We start from the raw sequence: 17,706 nt of genomic DNA, 5'->3' as shown, positions 1-17,706 counted from the left end.
CGTGGCTCGCTCCTGACTCTTTGAGAAAAGAAAAGGAGCTACGCTTCACAACGGTAGCCTGCATCTTCGGACCTGCCAGGCCATCGACCCGACTTTACCTCACACGTGCAGCAATTAAGCTTATGGCCATTTTAGACATCCTCGAATTTCCCGATTCGCGCCTGCGCACTATCGCCAAACCCGTGGCCGTAGTGGACGACGAAGTGCGTCAGTTGGTCGACGACATGTTTGAAACAATGTATGAAGCGCCAGGCATCGGCCTCGCCGCGACCCAGGTCAACGTGCACAAACGTATCGTCGTGATGGACCTCTCCGAAGACCGCAGCGAACCACGGGTGTTCATCAACCCCGAGTTCGAAACCCTGACCGACGAGATGGAGCAGTATCAGGAAGGCTGCCTCTCAGTGCCGGGCTTCTACGAAAACGTCGATCGCCCACAGAAGGTCAAAATCAAGGCCCTGGACCGCGACGGCCAGCCTTACGAACTGATCGCCGAAGGCCTGCTCGCCGTGTGCATCCAGCACGAATGCGACCACCTGAACGGCAAATTGTTCGTCGACTACCTGTCCAATCTCAAACGCGACCGAATCAAGAAGAAACTGGAAAAGCTCCATCGCCAGAACGCTTGATGCCCTTCTTTCAAAGGCTTGCTGCGGCAAGCCTTTTTCTTTTCAGAGATTGCTCCCATGACTGAGCCACTGCGCATCGTCTTTGCCGGCACCCCGGAATTCGCCGCCGAACACCTCAAGGCCCTGCTCGCCAGCCCTTACGAAGTCGTCGCGGTTTACACCCAGCCGGACCGTCCGGCGGGCCGTGGGCAAAAGTTGATGCCGAGCCCGGTCAAGCAACTCGCGCTGGAAAACAACATCCCGGTGTTGCAGCCGCCGACGCTGCGCAACGAAGAAGCCCAGGCTGAATTGGCCGCACTCAAGCCGGACTTGCTGGTGGTGGTCGCCTATGGCTTGATCCTGCCGCAAGTGGTGCTGGATATTCCGCGCCTGGGTTGCATCAACAGCCACGCTTCGTTGCTGCCACGCTGGCGCGGGGCGGCGCCGATCCAGCGTGCCGTCGAAGCCGGCGACAGCGAAAGCGGCGTGACCGTGATGCGCATGGAGCTGGGCCTCGACACCGGGCCGATGCTGCTGAAAGTCACCACGCCGATCACCGCCGAAGACACCGGCGGCAGCCTCCACGACCGTCTCGCCGAAATGGGCCCACCGGCCGTGATTCAAGCGATAGCCGGCCTCGCCGCCGGAACGCTGGAAGGCGAAGTGCAGGACGACAGTCTTGCCACCTACGCGCACAAATTGAACAAAGACGAAGCACGCATCGATTGGAGCCGTCCGGCGGTTGAGCTGGAACATCTGGTCCGCGCCTTCAACCCGTGGCCGATCACGCACAGCACGCTGAACGGCGAAGCACTGAAAGTGCTGGCCGCGAGCCTCGCCGAAGGGCAGGGCGCACCGGGGCAAATCCTCAGCGCCAGCAAGGACGGCTTGATCGTCGCCTGCGGTGAGCAAGCCCTGTGTCTGACTCGTCTGCAATTGCCCGGCGGCAAGGCGCTGAACTTCAGCGACTTGTTCAACAGCCGTCGTGAGAAATTCGCCCTCGGCACCGTGCTCGGTCAAGCGGTGGACGCTCAATGAACCCGCGTCTTGCCGCCGCCAAGGCACTTGCCGCTGTTCTTAACGGAAAAGCCTCCCTCAACAGTTCGCTGCCGACACAGATGGACAAGGTCGAAGACCGTGACCGCGGCTTCACCCAGGACCTGGCGTTCGGCACCGCACGCTGGCAGCCACGTTTGTCGGCGCTGGCGGCCAAGTTGCTGCAGAAGCCGTTCAAGGCAGCGGACGCCGATGTCGAGGCGCTGCTGCTGGTCGGTCTTTATCAACTGCTCTACACCCGTGTTCCGGCCCACGCCGCCATCGGTGAAACCGTCGGTTGCGCCGACAAGCTGAAAAAGCCCTGGGCCAAGGCCTTGCTCAACGCCGTGCTGCGCCGCGCCCAACGTGAAAGCGAAGCACTACTGGCGGAGCTGGAACACGATCCGGTGGTGCGCACCGCGCATCCGCGCTGGCTGCAAAAATCCCTCAAGGCTTTCTGGCCTGAGCAGTGGGAAGCCATTTGCGCGGCAAACAACACTCACCCGCCGATGATTTTGCGGGTCAACCGCCGCCACCACTCTCGCGACGCTTACCTTGGGCTGCTGACTGAGGCCGGCATCGCCGCCACGCCATGCGTCTACAGTCAGGACGGCATCATCCTGGAAGCCGCCGCCGACGTGCGCAGCTTGCCGGGTTTCGCCGAAGGCTGGATCAGCGTGCAGGACGAAGCGGCGCAACTGGCCGCCGACCTGCTCGACCTCGCGCCGGGCCAACGGGTACTGGATGCGTGCTGTGCGCCGGGCGGCAAGACCTGCCACATCCTCGAAGCCGAGCCAAAACTGGCTGGCGTCGTGGCGGTGGATCTGGAAGCCAAGCGCCTGGTTCGAGTGCGCGAGAACCTTGCACGCCTGGGCTTGAGCGCAGAACTGATCGCCGCCGACGGCCGCGACACCGCGACCTGGTGGGATGGCAAACCTTTCCAGCGCATTTTGCTGGATGCGCCATGTTCGGCGACTGGCGTGATCCGTCGTCACCCCGACATCAAGCTGACTCGCCAACCGGATGACATTGCTGCACTGGCGATGCTTCAGGGCGAACTGCTGGACGCCATGTGGATAACTCTGGAGGTCGGCGGGATTCTGCTTTACGCCACCTGCTCCGCGCTGCCGACCGAGAACACCGAAGTCATCGAAGCCTTCCTCGCTCGCACACCGGGTGCGCGTGAACTGGACCTCGCCACGGCGGCCGGCATCAAGCAACCTCATGGTCGCCAGTTGCTGGCCCAGGAAGGCGGCCACGACGGGTTCTACTACGCCAAGCTGATCAAGATCGCCGCCGCACGCGGTTAACCGGTTTTAAGGGAGTAACTGGATGAAAATCATCATCCTCGGCGCAGGGCAGGTCGGCGGTTCGCTGGCAGAACATCTGGCCAGCGAGGCCAACGACATTACCGTGGTCGACACCGACGGCGAACGCCTGCGCAACCTCGGCGATCGACTGGACATCCGCACCGTGCAGGGCCGCGGCTCGCTGCCGACAGTGTTGCGTCAGGCCGGCGCAGACGATGCGGACATGCTGGTGGCGGTGACCAACAGCGACGAAACCAACATGGTGGCCTGTCAGGTCGCCCACACCCTGTTCCACACCCCGACCAAGATCGCCCGGGTCCGCGAAGCGGCGTACCTGACGCGCTCCGAGCTGTTCGATAACGAAGCGATTCCGGTGGACGTGCTGATCAGCCCGGAACAAGTGGTGACCAATTACATCAAGCGCCTGATCCAGCATCCGGGTGCGTTGCAGGTGATTGACTTCGCCGAAGGCAAAGCGCAACTGGTGGCGGTGAAGGCGTACTACGGCGGACCGCTGGTGGGGCAGCAACTGCGTCAGTTGCGTGAACACATGCCCAACGTTGAAACCCGGGTTGCAGCGATTTTCCGCCGTGACCGGCCGATCCTGCCCCAGGGCGATACGGTGATAGAGGCCGACGACGAAGTGTTTTTCATCGCTGCCAAGGCGAATATTCGCGCGGTGATGAGCGAAATGCGCCGCCTCGATGAGAGCTACAAGCGCATCGTCATCGCCGGTGGCGGGCAGATCGGTGAGCGCTTGGCCGAAGCGATCGAAAGCCGTTATCAAGTGAAGATCATCGAGATGAACCCGGCCCGCTGCCGCCATCTCTCGGACACCCTCGACAGCACCGTGGTGTTGCAGGGCAGTGCCTCGGATCGCGACTTGCTGATGGAGGAGAATATTGCCGACGCGGATATCTTCCTGGCCCTGACAAACGATGACGAAGCCAACATCATGTCCTCGTTGCTGGCCAAGCGCCTGGGCGCGAAGAAGGTGATGACGATCATCAACAACCCGGCTTACGTTGATTTGATCCAGGGCGGCGATATCGACATCGCCATCAGCCCACAACTGGCAACGATCGGCACGCTGCTGGCCCACGTGCGGCGGGGCGATATCGTCAGCGTGCACTCATTGCGCCGCGGCGCGGCGGAAGCCATCGAGGCGATTGCCCACGGTGATGAGAGGTCGAGCAAGGTCATCGGCAAGGCCATCGAGAACATCGGTTTGCCGCCGGGGACGACGATTGGCGCGATCATTCGTGATGAAGAAGTGATCATTGCGCATGACAACACGGTGATCGCGGCGGGCGACCATGTGATTTTGTTCCTTGTGGATAAGAAGCATATTCGGGATGTGGAGAAGCTGTTCCATGTGGGTTTGAGCTTTTTCTGATCCAGAAAATGCGGTAGACGGTCTGGCCTCATCGCGAGCAGGCTCGCTCCCACAGGGGTTCTCGGGCGTACACAATTTTTGTGTCCACTGAAGATCTAATGTGGGAGCGAGCCTGCTCGCGATGGCGATCTAACTGAAACGGATCCATCCCCTGACACACCTCAACAAGGACTCCACCCATGCTCGAATCCCTGGAAAAAATGCTCGCCAAGGGTGTGGATAACTCATTGTTGCGCTTCGGCCTGGGCAAGGGTTATCTGGATCTTGGGGAAAACGCCAAGGCCGCCGAGCATTTCCAGCGCTGCGTCGAATTCGATCCGAAGTATTCGGCCGCCTGGAAGCTCTTAGGCAAAGCCCATCTGGCGCTGGCCGACTTTCCCGCGGCGCGTCAGGCGTGGGAGCAGGGCCTGGAAGCCGCTCGCGCCCATGGCGACAAGCAGGCAGAAAAGGAAATGACGGTGTTTCTGAAGAAGCTTGAGCGGCAGACGCACTGATCAGAGATAGCGCAGGCCGATGCCATCGGCGTCGACCAGCACCACTTCCATGCGCACGCGCGGCGCTCCTGTGGGCAAGTCTTGCACCTGCCCGTACACGACCGCGCCTTTAGGCAACGACGACAAGCCCGGATGCTTGACGTAAACGCCCGTGGTTGAAAGGTTGCGGGTCTGGCCGAGGCATTCACCGACGCTTTCGTGAGTGATCTTGATGCGAAACGACTTGCGGTGTTCGGACATCTTTTGCGCCCTTGCTGAACGTGGGTTGTGGATAACGCAAACCTGTAGGAGCAAGGCTTGCCCGCGAAGGCGATATCCCATCCAACATCAATGTTGAAGGTGATGGCCTCTTCGCGGGCAAGCCTCGCTCCTACAAGGTCAGGTTATCCACAGATCGTGCCATTTATGTCAGTACCAACGCTCTTCACCCGGTGGCCGCTTCTTGAAGCGCTTCATGCTCCACATGTACTGGCTCGGATAGGCCCGCACATACCGTTCGACCACCTGGCTCATGGCCGCGCACGACGTTTCGGTATTGGTGCTGTACATAGCCTCGGGCGCGGCTTCCAGGATCACTTTGTAACCTGAACCGTCCGGCAGCCGCAGGGCATGCAGGAACACGCCGACCGCTTTACCGCCGGCGAGCATGTTCGGGACAAACTTGCTGGTCAGGGCCTGAGTAGCGAAGAACGGTACGAAAATCCCAGCGGATTCCGACGGTTCCGGGTCAGCGGGGATGCCCACTGCACCACCTTTGCGCACTTCCTTGATCACGCTAAGGATGCCTTCCTTGGTGGAAGCGGCCACGCGATTGCCCAATTGCACGCGCTGTTTGCGCAGCAAATCATCCACAGCCTTCAGTTTCGGTGGACGATAAAAAATGATCGGTTTGCACTGGTTGCAATAGAAGTGGTTCAACACTTCCCAGTTGCCCAGGTGGCTGGTGATGCCGACGACACCTTTGCCGGAGGCGAGGGCATCCTTCAACACATCGAGGCCCTCGACTTCACGCACCAGGTCGATGGAACGCTGGGCCGGCCAGATCCAGGCGCAGGCGCTTTCGGTCAGGGACTTGCCGATGTCTTTCAGGCTCTGGCCGACAAGTTGCTCGCGTTCAGCCGGGTCCATTTGCGGAAAGCACTTGGCCAGGTTGATCCGCACCACATCGCGGGAACGGCTTGGGGTTTTCCACATCACCCAGCCAATGGCCGAGCCCACTGCTTGCACTGCCCGCCACGGGAGCAGGGCAAACAGCCGCAGAGCGCCTACCAGCAAGGCGCCTTTAAACTTATCCACAGGTCACTCCTGATCTTGTGCGGTGCGCGAGGCGGCCATTCTAACCGCCGTTGGTGAGCTGAGCGTAGCGGTCGCAGTCTTGCGTGTGGTCCATGACCATGCCCGAGGCCTGCATCAACGCGTAGCAAATGGTCGGACCGACGAACGTGAAGCCGGCCTTTTTCAGGCCTTTGCTCATCTCGACCGCGACCGGCGTGACCGCCGGCACCTCGGTGCGATCCTTGAAATGATTGATCACAGGCTTGCCGCCGACGAAGGACCAGAGAAACACTACCGGGTCCTCCAGCGCCAGCCAGGCCTGGGCGTTTCGGCGGGCCGCATTGAGTTTGAGGCGATTGCGAATGATGCCCGGATCGAGCATCAATTCATCGATTTCCGCGTCGCTCATCTGCGCCACCCGTTGCACGTCGAAGCCGAACAATACCTCGCGATATCGCTCACGTTTACGCAGCACGGTGATCCAGGAAAGGCCGGCCTGGAACCCTTCGAGCAAAAGCAACTCGAACAAACCCTGCGCATCGCGTAGCGGCGTACCCCACTCCTGATCGTGATAAGCCATGTACAGCGGATCTTCGGAACACCAAAAGCAGCGTGGCATAAGGCTCCAGGGGGCGTGCGCAGGACCGAATCGGGTATACTCCCGCTCTTTAAATCGCAGCCCAAGAAACAGGTGAATTTCGTGAGCCAGCCTACGCCAGCCGTGCGTACCTTCCAAGACTTGATCCTCGCCCTCCAGCAATACTGGGCCGAGCAAGGTTGTGTGGTACTTCAGCCCTACGATATGGAAGTAGGCGCCGGCACTTTCCACACCGCTACATTCCTGCGCGCCATTGGCCCGGAAACCTGGAACGCCGCTTATGTGCAGCCCAGTCGTCGCCCGACTGACGGCCGCTACGGCGAAAACCCGAACCGTCTGCAGCACTACTACCAGTTTCAGGTAGTCCTGAAGCCGAACCCGGACAACTTCCAGGAACTGTACCTGGGCTCCCTCAAGCACGTTGGCCTGGACCCGTTGGTCCACGACATTCGCTTCGTCGAAGACAACTGGGAATCGCCGACACTGGGCGCCTGGGGTCTGGGCTGGGAAGTCTGGCTCAACGGCATGGAAGTGACGCAGTTCACTTACTTCCAGCAAGCGGGCGGCATCGAGTGCTACCCGGTGACCGGCGAGATCACTTACGGTCTGGAGCGTCTGGCCATGTACCTGCAAGGCGTGGACTCGGTCTACGACCTGGTCTGGGCTGACGGTCCGATGGGGAAAGTGACCTACGGCGACGTGTTCCACCAGAACGAAGTGGAGCAATCCACCTATAACTTCGAACACGCGAACGTCGAGAAGCTGTTCGAACTGTTCGATTTCTACGAAAGCGAAGCCAAGCGCCTGATCGAACTCGACCAGCCGCTGCCGTTGCCGAGCTACGAAATGGTATTGAAGGCGTCGCACACCTTCAACCTGCTGGATGCGCGCCGGGCGATTTCGGTGACCGCGCGTCAGCAATACATCCTGCGTGTTCGCACCCTGGCGCGTTCCGTTGCGCAAGCCTACCTGCTGGCTCGCGCCAAGCTGGGCTTCCCGATGGCGACCCCGGACCTGCGTGACGAAGTACTGGCCAAGCTGGAGGCTGCACAATGAGTGCTCAAGATTTTCTGGTTGAACTGGGCACCGAAGAACTGCCACCCAAAGCCCTGAACACCCTGGCCGACGCGTTCCTGGCCGGTATCGACAAGGGCCTGCAAGCTGCGGGCCTGAACTACGAAACCAAAACCGTCTACGCCGCGCCGCGTCGTCTGGCTGTACTGATCACCGCATTGTCGACCCAGCAGCCCGATCGCAGCATCAACCTCGACGGCCCGCCACGTCAGGCCGCGTTCGATGCCGAAGGCAACCCGACTCAAGCGGCCCTGGGCTTCGCCAAGAAGTGCGGCGTCGATCTGAGCGAAATCGATCAGAGCGGCCCGAAACTGCGTTACAGCCAAAGCATCGCCGGCAAACCGACCGCGAGCCTGCTGCCGACCATCGTTGAAGATTCGCTGAACGACCTGCCGATCCCGAAGCGCATGCGTTGGGGGGCTCGCAAAGAAGAATTCGTTCGCCCGACTCAGTGGCTGGTAATGCTGCTGGGTGACCAGGTCATCGATTGCACGATCCTCGCCCAGAAGTCCGGCCGTGATTCCCGTGGTCACCGCTTCCATCACCCGGAAAGCGTGCGCATCACCTCGCCGGCCAATTACCTGACCGACCTGCGTGCCGCCTACGTGCTTGCCGACGCCAATGAGCGCCGCGAGCTGATCAGCAAGCGCACCGAAGAGCTGGCGACGATGCAGGAAGGTACTGCCATCGTTCCACCTGCCTTGCTCGACGAAGTGACCGCGCTGGTTGAATGGCCAGTGCCGCTGGTGTGCTCGTTCGAAGAGCGTTTTCTCGACGTGCCGCAAGAAGCCCTGATCACCACCATGCAGGACAACCAGAAGTACTTCTGCCTGCTGGACGCCGACGGCAAGTTGCTGCCACGTTTCATTACCGTGGCCAACATCGAAAGCAAAGACCCGCAGCAGATCATCGCCGGTAACGAGAAAGTGGTTCGCCCACGCCTGACCGACGCCGAGTTCTTCTTCAAGCAAGACAAGAAGCAGAAACTCGAAGACTTCAACCTGCGCCTGCAGAACGTGGTGTTTCAGGAAAAACTCGGCAGCGTCTACGACAAGGCCGAGCGCGTTTCCAAACTCGCCGCGTTCATCGCGCAACGTATTGGCGGCAACGCTGCGTGGGCTTTCCGTGCCGGCCTGCTGTCCAAGTGCGACCTGGCGACCGAGATGGTCGGGGAGTTCCCGGAGATGCAAGGCGTCGCCGGTTACTACTACGCCCTCAACGACGGCGAGCCGGAAGAAGTCGCACTGGCGCTGAACGAGCAGTACATGCCGCGCGGTGCCGGCGCTGAACTGCCTACCACCCTGACCGGCGCGGCCGTGGCCATCGCTGACAAGCTCGACACCCTGGTCGGTATCTTCGGCATCGGCATGTTGCCTACCGGTAGCAAAGACCCGTATGCCCTGCGTCGTGCTGCACTCGGCGTGTTGCGCATCCTGATCGACAAGAAGCTCGACCTCGACCTGAACGACGCCGTAGCATTTGCGGTGAATGCGTTCGGTGCCAAGGTCAAGGCTGCCGGCCTGAACGATTCGGTGCTCGAGTTCATCTTCGACCGTCTGCGTGCCCGTTACGAAGACGAAGGCGTTGATGTCGGGACTTACCTGTCCGTGCGTGCTCTGAAGCCGGGTTCGGCGCTGGACTTCGACCAGCGCGTACAAGCCGTAGAAGCGTTCCGCAAATTGCCGGAAGCCGCCGCCCTGGCCGCAGTGAACAAGCGTGTTTCGAACTTGCTGAGCAAGGTGGAAGGCTCTATTCCTTCGGTCGTAGAAGCCAAGTACTTCGACAACGCCAACGAGTTCTCCTTGTACTCGGCGATCCAGCAGGCTGACCAGGCTGTGCAGCCAATGGCCGCTGCACGTCAGTACAGCGAATCGCTGGCACGTCTGGCTGCATTGCGCGAGCCGGTTGATGCGTTTTTCGAGGCCGTGATGGTCAATGCGGACGACGCCAAGGTCCGCGCCAACCGTTATGCGTTGCTGGCACGTCTGCGTGGACTGTTCCTCGGCGTCGCCGACATTTCGATGCTGGGGTAAGACTGTTTGAAACTGCTGATTCTCGATCGGGACGGGGTGATCAATTACGACTCCGACGCTTACATCAAGTCGGTGGAGGAGTGGATTCCGCTCCCCGGCTCGATCGAAGCCATCGCGCAGTTGAGCAAGGCCGGCTGGACGGTGGCGGTCGCTACCAACCAGTCGGGCATCGCTCGCGGCTATTACGACCTCGCGACCCTGGACGCCATGCACGAGCGCTTGCGCACGCTGGTGGCGGAGCAGGGGGGCGAGGTCGGGCTGATCGTCTATTGCCCGCACGGGCCGGACGACGGCTGCGATTGCCGCAAGCCAAAACCCGGGATGTTGAAAACCATCGCCGCTCATTACAACGTGTCGCTGACTAATCTATGGTTCGTTGGCGACAGTCTCGGTGACCTGGAAGCCGCCAAAGCCGTCGATTCTCAGCCAGTTTTAGTAAAGACCGGGAAAGGCGAAAAGACTCAGGGCAAAACCCTGCCGGTAGGCACCTTGATTTTTGACGATCTGGCGGCGATTGCCGCAGAACTTATCCACAATTAGAGTGCTTCGATTGTTCCTGACCAAGGATTGATCGGGAGTGCGCTTTATATAGACGGGCAGAGCCCGCACGGTAAACGTCACCATGTCGATACTGCAGGCCATCAGAACCTTCCTCTTTTACCTGCTGCTGGGCACCAGCTCCTTGCTTTGGTGCAGCCTGAGCTTTTTTATCGCGCCGTTTCTGCCGTTCAAGGCGCGTTATCGTTTTATCAATGTCTACTGGTGCCGTTGCGCCTTGTGGCTGAGCAAAGTCTTTCTGGGCATCAGCTACGAAGTGAAGGGCGCTGAGAACGTGCCGGACCAGCCTTGCGTGATTCAATCGAACCACCAGAGCACCTGGGAGACCTTCTTTCTCTCAGCCTACTTCGAGCCGTTGAGCCAGGTGCTCAAGCGCTCATTACTGTTTGTGCCGTTCTTCGGCTGGGCCATGGCCATGCTGCGACCGATCGCCATCGACCGCGACAATCCGAAAGCCGCGCTCAAGCATGTGGCGAAGAAAGGCGATGAATTGCTGAAGGATGGCGTCTGGGTGCTGATCTTCCCCGAAGGGACACGCGTTCCGTATGGCACCATCGGCAAGTTCTCACGCGGTGGCACCGCGTTGGCGGTCAACGCCGCACTTCCCGTGCTGCCAATTGCGCACAATGCCGGCAGGTTCTGGCCGAAAACCGGTTGGGCGAAGAAGCAGGGCGTCATCACCGTGATCATCGGAGAACCGATGTACGCCGTGGGCAGTGGGCCGCGCGCCATTGCCGATCTGAACGACCGGGTGCAGAGCTGGAACGAGCAGATGCAGCGGGAAATGGGTTCTCTGCCAGCCGCCCCTGCGGCCCCCTCGGCCAACGATCAGGTCGCTGTCTGAGATTCTGTGGATAACCTGTGTACCGTTTTACCGAAAATTAACGTTTTATGATCGTATCTTTATGATTTATATACATATTTCTTAATCTCATAAAACTCGGGAAATGGTGCATAAGTTTTTTTTGGGCGCAAAAAAACCGGCTGATATAGCCGGTTTTTTTATGCCCGCGATTTGCGATGCTTTTTGTCTCTGCGCTCATTTTTAAATGATAAAAAAAGCCAACGCTGGGCGTTGGCCTTTTTCGGTTGGCAGTTTGCTGCTGGATCAGAAGTCCAGGTTGGATACTGCCAAGGCATTGCTTTCGATGAAGTCACGACGAGGTTCGACCGCATCACCCATCAGGGTGTTGAAGATCTGATCTGCGCCAATGGCGTCTTCGATGGTCACTTTGAGCATCCGGCGCTGGCTTGGGTCCATGGTGGTTTCCCACAGCTGATCCGGGTTCATTTCGCCCAGACCTTTGTATCGCTGGATGGTGTGACGCTTGGTGCTTTCAGCCATCAGCCATTCAAGGGCTTCCTTGAACTCGGTGACCGGCTTCTTGCGCTCGCCACGCTGGATGTACGCACCGTCGTCCAGCAAGGTGCTCAGTTGAGCGCCCAGGGATACAACGGTTTTGTAATCGTTACTGCCGAAGAAGTCGCGGTTGAAGGTGACGTAGTTCGACAGACCGTGGGAGATCAGTTCAACCTCTGGCAGCCAGACGTTACGTTCACGGTCTTCACGCAGGCTGGCTTTGTAGACCAGGCCAGACTTCTCGACAGTGCGCAGACGCACTTCGTACTGGGCCATCCAATCCTGCATCGCTGCGTGATCGGACAATTGCTCCAGGCTAACAGCCGGCAGGTAGATGAAGTGCTCGGTCAGTTCCTGTGGGTACAGACGCGACAGACGCTTGAGGGTCTTCATAACCAGACGGAAGTCAGTCACCAGACGCTCAAGGGCTGGTCCGGAAATACCCGGGGCTTCCTCGTTCAGGTGCAGGCTCGCGTCTTCCAGGGCCGACTGCGTCATGTACTCTTCCATGGCGTCGTCGTCTTTGATGTATTGCTCTTGCTTGCCTTTCTTGACCTTGTACAGCGGTGGCTGCGCGATGTAGATGTAGCCGCGCTCGATCAGCTCCGGCAACTGACGAAAGAAGAAGGTCAGCAGCAGGGTACGGATGTGCGAACCGTCGACGTCAGCATCGGTCATGATGATGATGTTGTGGTAACGCAACTTCGCAATGTTGTACTCATCGCGGCCAATGCCACAGCCCAGCGCGGTGATCAAGGTGCCCACTTCTTGCGAAGAGATCATCTTGTCGAAGCGCGCCTTTTCAACGTTCAGGATCTTGCCCTTGAGAGGCAGGATGGCCTGGGTCCGGCGGTTGCGACCCTGCTTGGCGGAGCCGCCAGCAGAGTCACCTTCCACGAGGTACAGTTCGGACAGGGCAGGGTCTTTTTCCTGGCAGTCAGCCAGTTTGCCCGGCAGACCGGCGATATCCAGCGCGCCTTTACGACGAGTCATCTCACGGGCTTTACGCGCCGCTTCACGAGCACGGGCCGCGTCGATCATCTTACCGACGACCAGTTTGGCTTCGTTCGGATTTTCCAACAGGAAGTCGGAGAAGTACTTGCCCATTTCCTGTTCGACCGCGGTCTTCACTTCGGAAGACACCAGCTTGTCTTTGGTCTGGGAGCTGAACTTCGGATCCGGCACTTTCACCGAAATGATCGCGGTCAGGCCTTCGCGGGCATCGTCACCAGTGGTCGCGACTTTATGTTTCTTCGCCAGACCTTCAGCTTCGATGTAGGTGTTCAAGTTACGCGTTAGTGCGGAGCGGAAACCCACCAAGTGAGTCCCGCCATCACGCTGTGGAATGTTGTTTGTGAAGCACAACAGGTTCTCGTTGAAGCTGTCGTTCCACTGCAGGGCGATTTCCACGCCGATGCCGTCTTCGCGCTGGATGTTGAAGTGGAACACCTGGTTAACCGGAGTCTTGTTGGTGTTCAAGTACTCAACGAACGCTCGCAGGCCACCTTCATATTTGAACAGCTCTTCCTTGCCGCTGCGCTCATCCTTGAGGACGATACCGACACCGGAGTTGAGGAAGGACAGTTCACGAATCCGCTTGGCCAGGATGTCCCAGCTGAAGTGGATATTCTTGAAGGTCAGGTCGGACGGTTTGAAGTGGATCTGGGTGCCGGTGGTTTCGCTCTCACCGACGATTTTCATCGGCTCTTTCGGAACACCGTGAATGTAAGTCTGTTCCCAGATCTTGCCGCTGCGGCGAACGGTCAGGACCAGCTCTTCAGACAGGGCGTTTACCACCGAGACACCTACACCGTGCAAACCGCCGGATACTTTGTAGGAGTTGTCATCGAACTTACCGCCGGCGTGCAGCACGGTCATGATGACCTCGGCTGCCGAAACGCCTTCTTCTTTGTGCACGTCTACCGGGATGCCACGACCGTTGTCGCGAACGGTGATGGACTCATCCGGGTGGATGATGATGCTGATATCGTCGCAATGGCCAGCGAGCGCTTCATCGATGGAGTTGTCGACTACCTCGAAGACCATGTGGTGCAGACCGCTACCATCGTCGGTGTCACCAATGTACATACCGGGACGTTTGCGTACGGCATCCAGGCCTTTCAGCACTTTAATGCTCGTTGAGTCGTAGGTATTCGTATTTTCTTCGCTCAATGCCTTCACTCCCGATGGTCGTGGGTCTGGGTAATACGGCCCTGTTCCACGTGGAACAGAGCGACTGGCGTTTCCGTCTGCCAGCCTTCCCTCAATAATTCATGATCTACACAGGTGATAAAAACCTGGCAGCGTAAGTCTTCCAGCAAGCGGCAAAGCGCGCGACGGTGGTGCTCATCCAGTTCGGACGGCAGGTCATCCACCAGATAAATACACTGGCCGCGTCGGGCCTGGCTCACCAGATGCCCTTGGGCAATCCGCAATGCACAGACCACCAACTTCTGCTGACCACGGGACAAGATGTCCGCGGCGTTATGTGCGCCCAATCTAAGACGCAAATCAGCACGTTGTGGTCCGGCTTGGGTATGACCCATTTGCTGATCCCGCTGAAGGGAGCCGGCGAGCACAGCACTCAGCTCGCGATCCTTGTCCCAGCCGCGGTAATAGCTGAGCGTCAAACCCTCGAGCTCTACCAGTTCGCTCAAGGTCTGTTCAAAGACTGGTTTCAAGGCTTTGATGTAAGCGCGGCGATATTCATCTATTTCAGCGCTGGCTTGGCACAGTTCCCTGTCCCAAACCGCTTGCGAAACGGCGTCAAGTGTACCATGCCGCAGCCAAGAGTTTCTCTGGCGCAGGGCCTTCTGCAAGCGCTGCCAAGTGGACATGAATCGCGGTTCCACGTGGAACACACCCCAGTCGAGAAACTGCCGACGAATCTTCGGTGCGCCTTCCAACAAGCGGAAGCTGTCCGGGTTAATCAACTGAAGCGGCAGGATCTCTGCCAATTGCGCCGCGCTACGGGCATTCTGGCCGTCGATACGAATCTGAAACTCGCCCTGGCGGTCGCGAGATATCCCCAAGGCGCTGTGTCCGCCCTCGGCCAATTCAACCTGCCCAAATACCGTGCATGCCAGTTGCTCGTACTGAATGACGGGCAACAATCGGGTGCTACGAAACGAACGGGCAAGCCCCAGCAGGTGAATGGCTTCCAGAACACTGGTTTTGCCGCTGCCGTTGGCGCCGTAAAGAATATTGATTCGGGAGGAGGGGGAGAAGGTCACCGGGTGCAAATTGCGCACCGCGGTGACCGAGACGCGACTTAAGGACATCTAGCTTCTGCTAAGCATGATTACAGACGCATCGGCATGACAACGTAGGCCGAGTCGTCGTTGTCGGACTCTTGCACCAGCGCACTGCTGTTCGAGTCGGACAGGATCAGGCGAACCTGCTCGGTGGTCATCACGCCCAGCACGTCGAGCAGATAGCTCACGTTGAAGCCGATTTCCAGATTGCCGCCGTTGTACTCAACCCCCACTTCTTCTTCAGCTTCTTCCTGCTCCGGGTTGTTCGCCTGGATTTTCAGCTGACCGTTGGCCAATTGCAGTCGGATACCGCGGTACTTCTCGTTGGACAGGATCGCAGTACGGCTGAATGCTTCACGCAGGGCTTGGCGATCACCGAGTACCAGTTTGTCGCCGCCTTTTGGCAGAACTCGCTCGTAATCAGGGAATTTACCGTCGACCAGTTTTGAAGTGAAGGTGAACTCGCCGGTCGTCGCGCGGATGTGGTGTTGACCCAGCACGATGCTGACGATGCCGTCCGGCTCGGTCAGCAAGCGCGCGAGTTCAAGGATGCCCTTGCGCGGCACGATGACCTGGTGACGATCCGGCTGACCGATATCGGCCTTCATCGAGCACATGGCCAGACGGTGACCGTCGGTGGCCACGGCGCGGATGATGCCTTCGGACACTTCCAGCAACATGCCGTTCAGGTAATAACGCACGTCCTGCTGGGCCATCGCGAAGCTGGTGCGTTCGATCAAACGACGCAGTTTGCTCTGCTCCAGGCTGCAAGTCAGCGAGCCAGGGCCTTCTTCGACCGTAGGGAAATCGTTGGCCGGCAGGGTCGACAGGGTGAAGCGGCTACGGCCGGCCTTCACGACAAGCTTCTGCTCGTCGACCTTGATGTCGATCAGCGCGTCGTTCGGCAAGCTCTTGCATATGTCCATCAGCTTGCGCGCAGGCACGGTGATGGAACCCGGGTCTGCGGGCTCTTCGAGTTGCACACGACCGACCAGCTCGACTTCCAGGTCGGTACCGGTCAGCGACAATTGCTGGCCTTCGACAACCAGCAGCACGTTGGAGAGCACCGGCAAGGTCTGTCGGCGCTCGACGACGCCTGCGACCAGTTGCAGGGGTTTCAACAGGGCTTCGCGTTGAATGGTGAAATGCATGGTCTAGTCCCTTGCCTTAATAAGCTGCGCTGGTGTTCATCAAGTGGTCAGTGTACGCAGCAGGTTCTTGTAGTCCTCGCGGATGTCCGCGTCGGATTCCTTAAGTTCGTTGATCTTGCGGCAGGCGTGCAAAACGGTCGTATGGTCGCGGCCACCAAACACATCGCCGATTTCCGGCAAGCTGTGGTTAGTCAACTCTTTGGACAACGCCATTGCAACCTGACGCGGACGTGCGACCGAGCGTGAACGACGCTTGGACAGCAGGTCGGAGATCTTGATCTTGTAGTACTCGGCGACCGTGCGCTGAATGTTATCCACAGAGACCAGTTTGTCTTGCAGCGCCAACAGGTCTTTCAGGGATTCGCGAATCAACTCGATGGTGATGTCGCGGCCCATGAAGTGCGAGTGTGCGATCACGCGTTTCAGCGCGCCTTCCAGCTCACGGACGTTGGAGCGGATACGCTGGGCAATAAAGAACGCCGCATCGTGTGGCAGATCGACTTTGGCCTGGTCGGCCTTTTTCATCAGGATCGCGACGCGGGTTTCCAGCTCGGGGGGCTCGACGGCGACCGTCAGGCCCCAGCCGAAGCGGGATTTAAGGCGCTCTTCAAGGCCTTCGATTTCTTTCGGGTAGCGGTCACTGGTGAGAATGACCTGCTGGCCACCTTCAAGCAGGGCGTTGAAGGTGTGGAAAAACTCTTCCTGGGACCGCTCTTTGCGGGCGAAGAACTGAATGTCATCGATCAGCAACGCATCCACCGAACGGTAGAAGCGTTTGAACTCGTTGATCGCGTTCAGCTGCAGGGCCTTGACCATGTCGGCAACGAACCGCTCCGAGTGCAGGTACACGACCTTGGCATTCGGGTTCTTCTTTAATAGATGGTTACCCACAGCGTGCATCAAGTGGGTCTTACCCAAGCCGACACCGCCATAAAGGAAGAGCGGGTTGTAACCGTGCTTCGGGTTGTCCGCTACCTGCCAGGCCGCAGCCCGGGCCAATTGGTTGGACTTACCCTCGACGAAGTTTTCGAAGGTGAAGGTGCGGTTCAGGTAACTGGTGTGCTTGAGCGCGCCTTCGACTTGCACCGTGCGCTGCTCGGAGCGAATAGGAGCCTGTTGTGAGCTGGCGCCGGCCATCGGGTCGAAGCTGTCGCGAGACGGCTCTACACTGACCTCGGCTACTTTTTGCGTCGCACGCTTGGTCGGTGTGGTCGCCGGGGCTGGCATCGGAGCGCTGGCAGGCGCTTGAGCGGCCTGAGCCTGGGACGCAGCGGCGGCCAACGGTGCATTCGGTGCCGCACGCGGTGCCGAACTGCGTTTGCTGCCTATTAATAAGGACAGCGCAGGCGCCATGCCATTGGCATGCTCATCCAGCAGCTCAAGGACCCGGCCCAGGTACTTTTCGTTGACCCAGTCGAGAACAAAACGATTCGGTGCGTAGACACGCAACTCGTCGCCTTCGGCTTCGACCTGTAGTGGACGGATCCAAGTGTTGAATTGTTGGGCAGGCAGCTCATCGCGCAAAAGCTCCACGCACTGCTGCCAAAGTTCCACTGACAC

General features: G+C 59.1%; 16 protein-coding genes. 9 read left to right on the top strand and 7 right to left on the bottom strand.

Annotation, left to right across the window (positions count from 1 at the left end; all coding sequences use genetic code 11):
- Positions 1-122: 122 nt before the first annotated feature.
- From def to ACA051_RS00060, 5 genes are all read left to right on the top strand, one after another.
- Positions 123-629 carry a peptide deformylase gene (gene def / locus ACA051_RS00080; RefSeq protein ID WP_046056612.1) on the top strand — a complete coding sequence of 169 codons (507 nt, stop codon included), beginning with the start codon at positions 123-125 and terminating at the stop codon, positions 627-629.
- A 57-nt stretch (positions 630-686) separates the two neighbouring features.
- Positions 687-1,646, top strand: a complete 960-nt coding sequence (gene fmt, locus ACA051_RS00075) for a methionyl-tRNA formyltransferase (RefSeq protein ID WP_497306700.1) — start codon at positions 687-689, stop codon at positions 1,644-1,646.
- Complete coding sequence (rsmB, locus tag ACA051_RS00070) at positions 1,643-2,953, top strand: 16S rRNA (cytosine(967)-C(5))-methyltransferase RsmB (protein WP_497373010.1); 1,311 nt, start codon at positions 1,643-1,645, stop codon at positions 2,951-2,953. The genes fmt and rsmB overlap by 4 nt, the downstream gene beginning before the upstream one ends.
- A 22-nt stretch (positions 2,954-2,975) precedes the next feature.
- Complete coding sequence (gene trkA, locus ACA051_RS00065; protein ID WP_497306697.1) at positions 2,976-4,349, top strand: Trk system potassium transporter TrkA; 1,374 nt, start codon at positions 2,976-2,978, stop codon at positions 4,347-4,349.
- Positions 4,350-4,528: 179 nt separating this feature from the next.
- A complete protein-coding gene (locus ACA051_RS00060) occupies positions 4,529-4,843 on the top strand; it encodes a tetratricopeptide repeat protein (RefSeq protein ID WP_497306695.1) in 315 nt (104 codons plus the stop codon).
- Here the strand turns inward: ACA051_RS00060 and ACA051_RS00055 are convergent, their stop codons facing one another.
- From ACA051_RS00055 to tag, 3 genes are all read right to left on the bottom strand, one after another.
- Positions 4,844-5,083 carry a PilZ domain-containing protein gene (locus ACA051_RS00055; RefSeq protein ID WP_497306693.1) on the bottom strand — a complete coding sequence of 80 codons (240 nt, stop codon included), beginning with the start codon at positions 5,081-5,083 and terminating at the stop codon, positions 4,844-4,846.
- Positions 5,084-5,251: 168 nt separating this feature from the next.
- On the bottom strand, positions 5,252-6,139 hold the full coding sequence (locus ACA051_RS00050) for a lysophospholipid acyltransferase (protein WP_497373008.1): 888 nt from the start codon (positions 6,137-6,139) through the stop codon (positions 5,252-5,254).
- 40 nt (positions 6,140-6,179) lie between these two features.
- Entirely contained in the window at positions 6,180-6,737 is a 558-nt protein-coding gene (tag, locus tag ACA051_RS00045; RefSeq protein ID WP_497373006.1) for a DNA-3-methyladenine glycosylase I, read from the bottom strand.
- A gap of 81 nt (positions 6,738-6,818) precedes the next feature.
- On the opposite strand from tag, the gene glyQ reads away from it, so the two are divergent.
- The 4 genes from glyQ to ACA051_RS00025 all read left to right on the top strand — a co-directional run bounded on the left by glyQ (position 6,819) and on the right by ACA051_RS00025 (position 11,225).
- Positions 6,819-7,772: a glycine--tRNA ligase subunit alpha gene (glyQ, locus tag ACA051_RS00040; RefSeq protein ID WP_008155694.1), complete on the top strand. Its 954-nt coding sequence runs from the start codon at positions 6,819-6,821 to the stop codon at positions 7,770-7,772.
- Positions 7,769-9,823 (top strand): glycine--tRNA ligase subunit beta, encoded by a 2,055-nt coding sequence (gene glyS / locus ACA051_RS00035; protein ID WP_497373004.1) that lies wholly within the window; start codon positions 7,769-7,771, stop codon positions 9,821-9,823. Before glyQ ends, glyS begins: the two co-directional genes overlap by 4 nt.
- A gap of 6 nt (positions 9,824-9,829) precedes the next feature.
- Positions 9,830-10,363, top strand: a complete 534-nt coding sequence (gmhB, locus tag ACA051_RS00030) for a D-glycero-beta-D-manno-heptose 1,7-bisphosphate 7-phosphatase (RefSeq protein WP_497373002.1) — start codon at positions 9,830-9,832, stop codon at positions 10,361-10,363.
- A gap of 82 nt (positions 10,364-10,445) precedes the next feature.
- Positions 10,446-11,225 carry a lysophospholipid acyltransferase family protein gene (locus tag ACA051_RS00025; RefSeq protein ID WP_497306685.1) on the top strand — a complete coding sequence of 260 codons (780 nt, stop codon included), beginning with the start codon at positions 10,446-10,448 and terminating at the stop codon, positions 11,223-11,225.
- 264 nt (positions 11,226-11,489) lie between these two features.
- Here the strand turns inward: ACA051_RS00025 and gyrB are convergent, their stop codons facing one another.
- From gyrB to dnaA, 4 genes are read right to left on the bottom strand one after another with little or no spacing between them, the layout of a single operon-like run.
- Positions 11,490-13,913, bottom strand: a complete 2,424-nt coding sequence (gene gyrB / locus ACA051_RS00020) for a DNA topoisomerase (ATP-hydrolyzing) subunit B (RefSeq protein WP_497306683.1) — start codon at positions 13,911-13,913, stop codon at positions 11,490-11,492.
- A gap of 5 nt (positions 13,914-13,918) precedes the next feature.
- Entirely contained in the window at positions 13,919-15,022 is a 1,104-nt protein-coding gene (recF, locus tag ACA051_RS00015) for a DNA replication/repair protein RecF (RefSeq protein ID WP_497306681.1), read from the bottom strand.
- A 20-nt stretch (positions 15,023-15,042) separates the two neighbouring features.
- Positions 15,043-16,146, bottom strand: a complete 1,104-nt coding sequence (dnaN, locus tag ACA051_RS00010; protein ID WP_008155702.1) for a DNA polymerase III subunit beta — start codon at positions 16,144-16,146, stop codon at positions 15,043-15,045.
- A 39-nt stretch (positions 16,147-16,185) separates the two neighbouring features.
- Complete coding sequence (gene dnaA / locus ACA051_RS00005) at positions 16,186-17,706, bottom strand: chromosomal replication initiator protein DnaA (protein WP_497306679.1); 1,521 nt, start codon at positions 17,704-17,706, stop codon at positions 16,186-16,188.

This window comes from Pseudomonas sp. LBUM1669 (assembly GCF_059695705.1).
Note: the sequence above shows the minus strand (reverse complement) of the source record. Positions and strands in the feature narration are given on the sequence as shown.

Excerpts from the sequence above, each read along its gene's own strand:
- rsmB (WP_497373010.1), top strand. The coding sequence starts at position 1,643 with ATGAACCCGCGTCTTGCCGCCGCCAAGGCACTTGCCGCTGTTCTTAAC.
- dnaN (WP_008155702.1), bottom strand. The coding sequence starts at position 16,146 with ATGCATTTCACCATTCAACGCGAAGCCCTGTTGAAACCCCTGCAACTG.
- tag (WP_497373006.1), bottom strand. The coding sequence starts at position 6,737 with ATGCCACGCTGCTTTTGGTGTTCCGAAGATCCGCTGTACATGGCTTAT.
- trkA (WP_497306697.1), top strand. The coding sequence starts at position 2,976 with ATGAAAATCATCATCCTCGGCGCAGGGCAGGTCGGCGGTTCGCTGGCA.
- recF (WP_497306681.1), bottom strand. The coding sequence starts at position 15,022 with ATGTCCTTAAGTCGCGTCTCGGTCACCGCGGTGCGCAATTTGCACCCG.
- ACA051_RS00025 (WP_497306685.1), top strand. The coding sequence starts at position 10,446 with ATGTCGATACTGCAGGCCATCAGAACCTTCCTCTTTTACCTGCTGCTG.
- glyS (WP_497373004.1), top strand. The coding sequence starts at position 7,769 with ATGAGTGCTCAAGATTTTCTGGTTGAACTGGGCACCGAAGAACTGCCA.
- ACA051_RS00060 (WP_497306695.1), top strand. The coding sequence starts at position 4,529 with ATGCTCGAATCCCTGGAAAAAATGCTCGCCAAGGGTGTGGATAACTCA.
- ACA051_RS00055 (WP_497306693.1), bottom strand. The coding sequence starts at position 5,083 with ATGTCCGAACACCGCAAGTCGTTTCGCATCAAGATCACTCACGAAAGC.
- def (WP_046056612.1), top strand. The coding sequence starts at position 123 with ATGGCCATTTTAGACATCCTCGAATTTCCCGATTCGCGCCTGCGCACT.
- fmt (WP_497306700.1), top strand. The coding sequence starts at position 687 with ATGACTGAGCCACTGCGCATCGTCTTTGCCGGCACCCCGGAATTCGCC.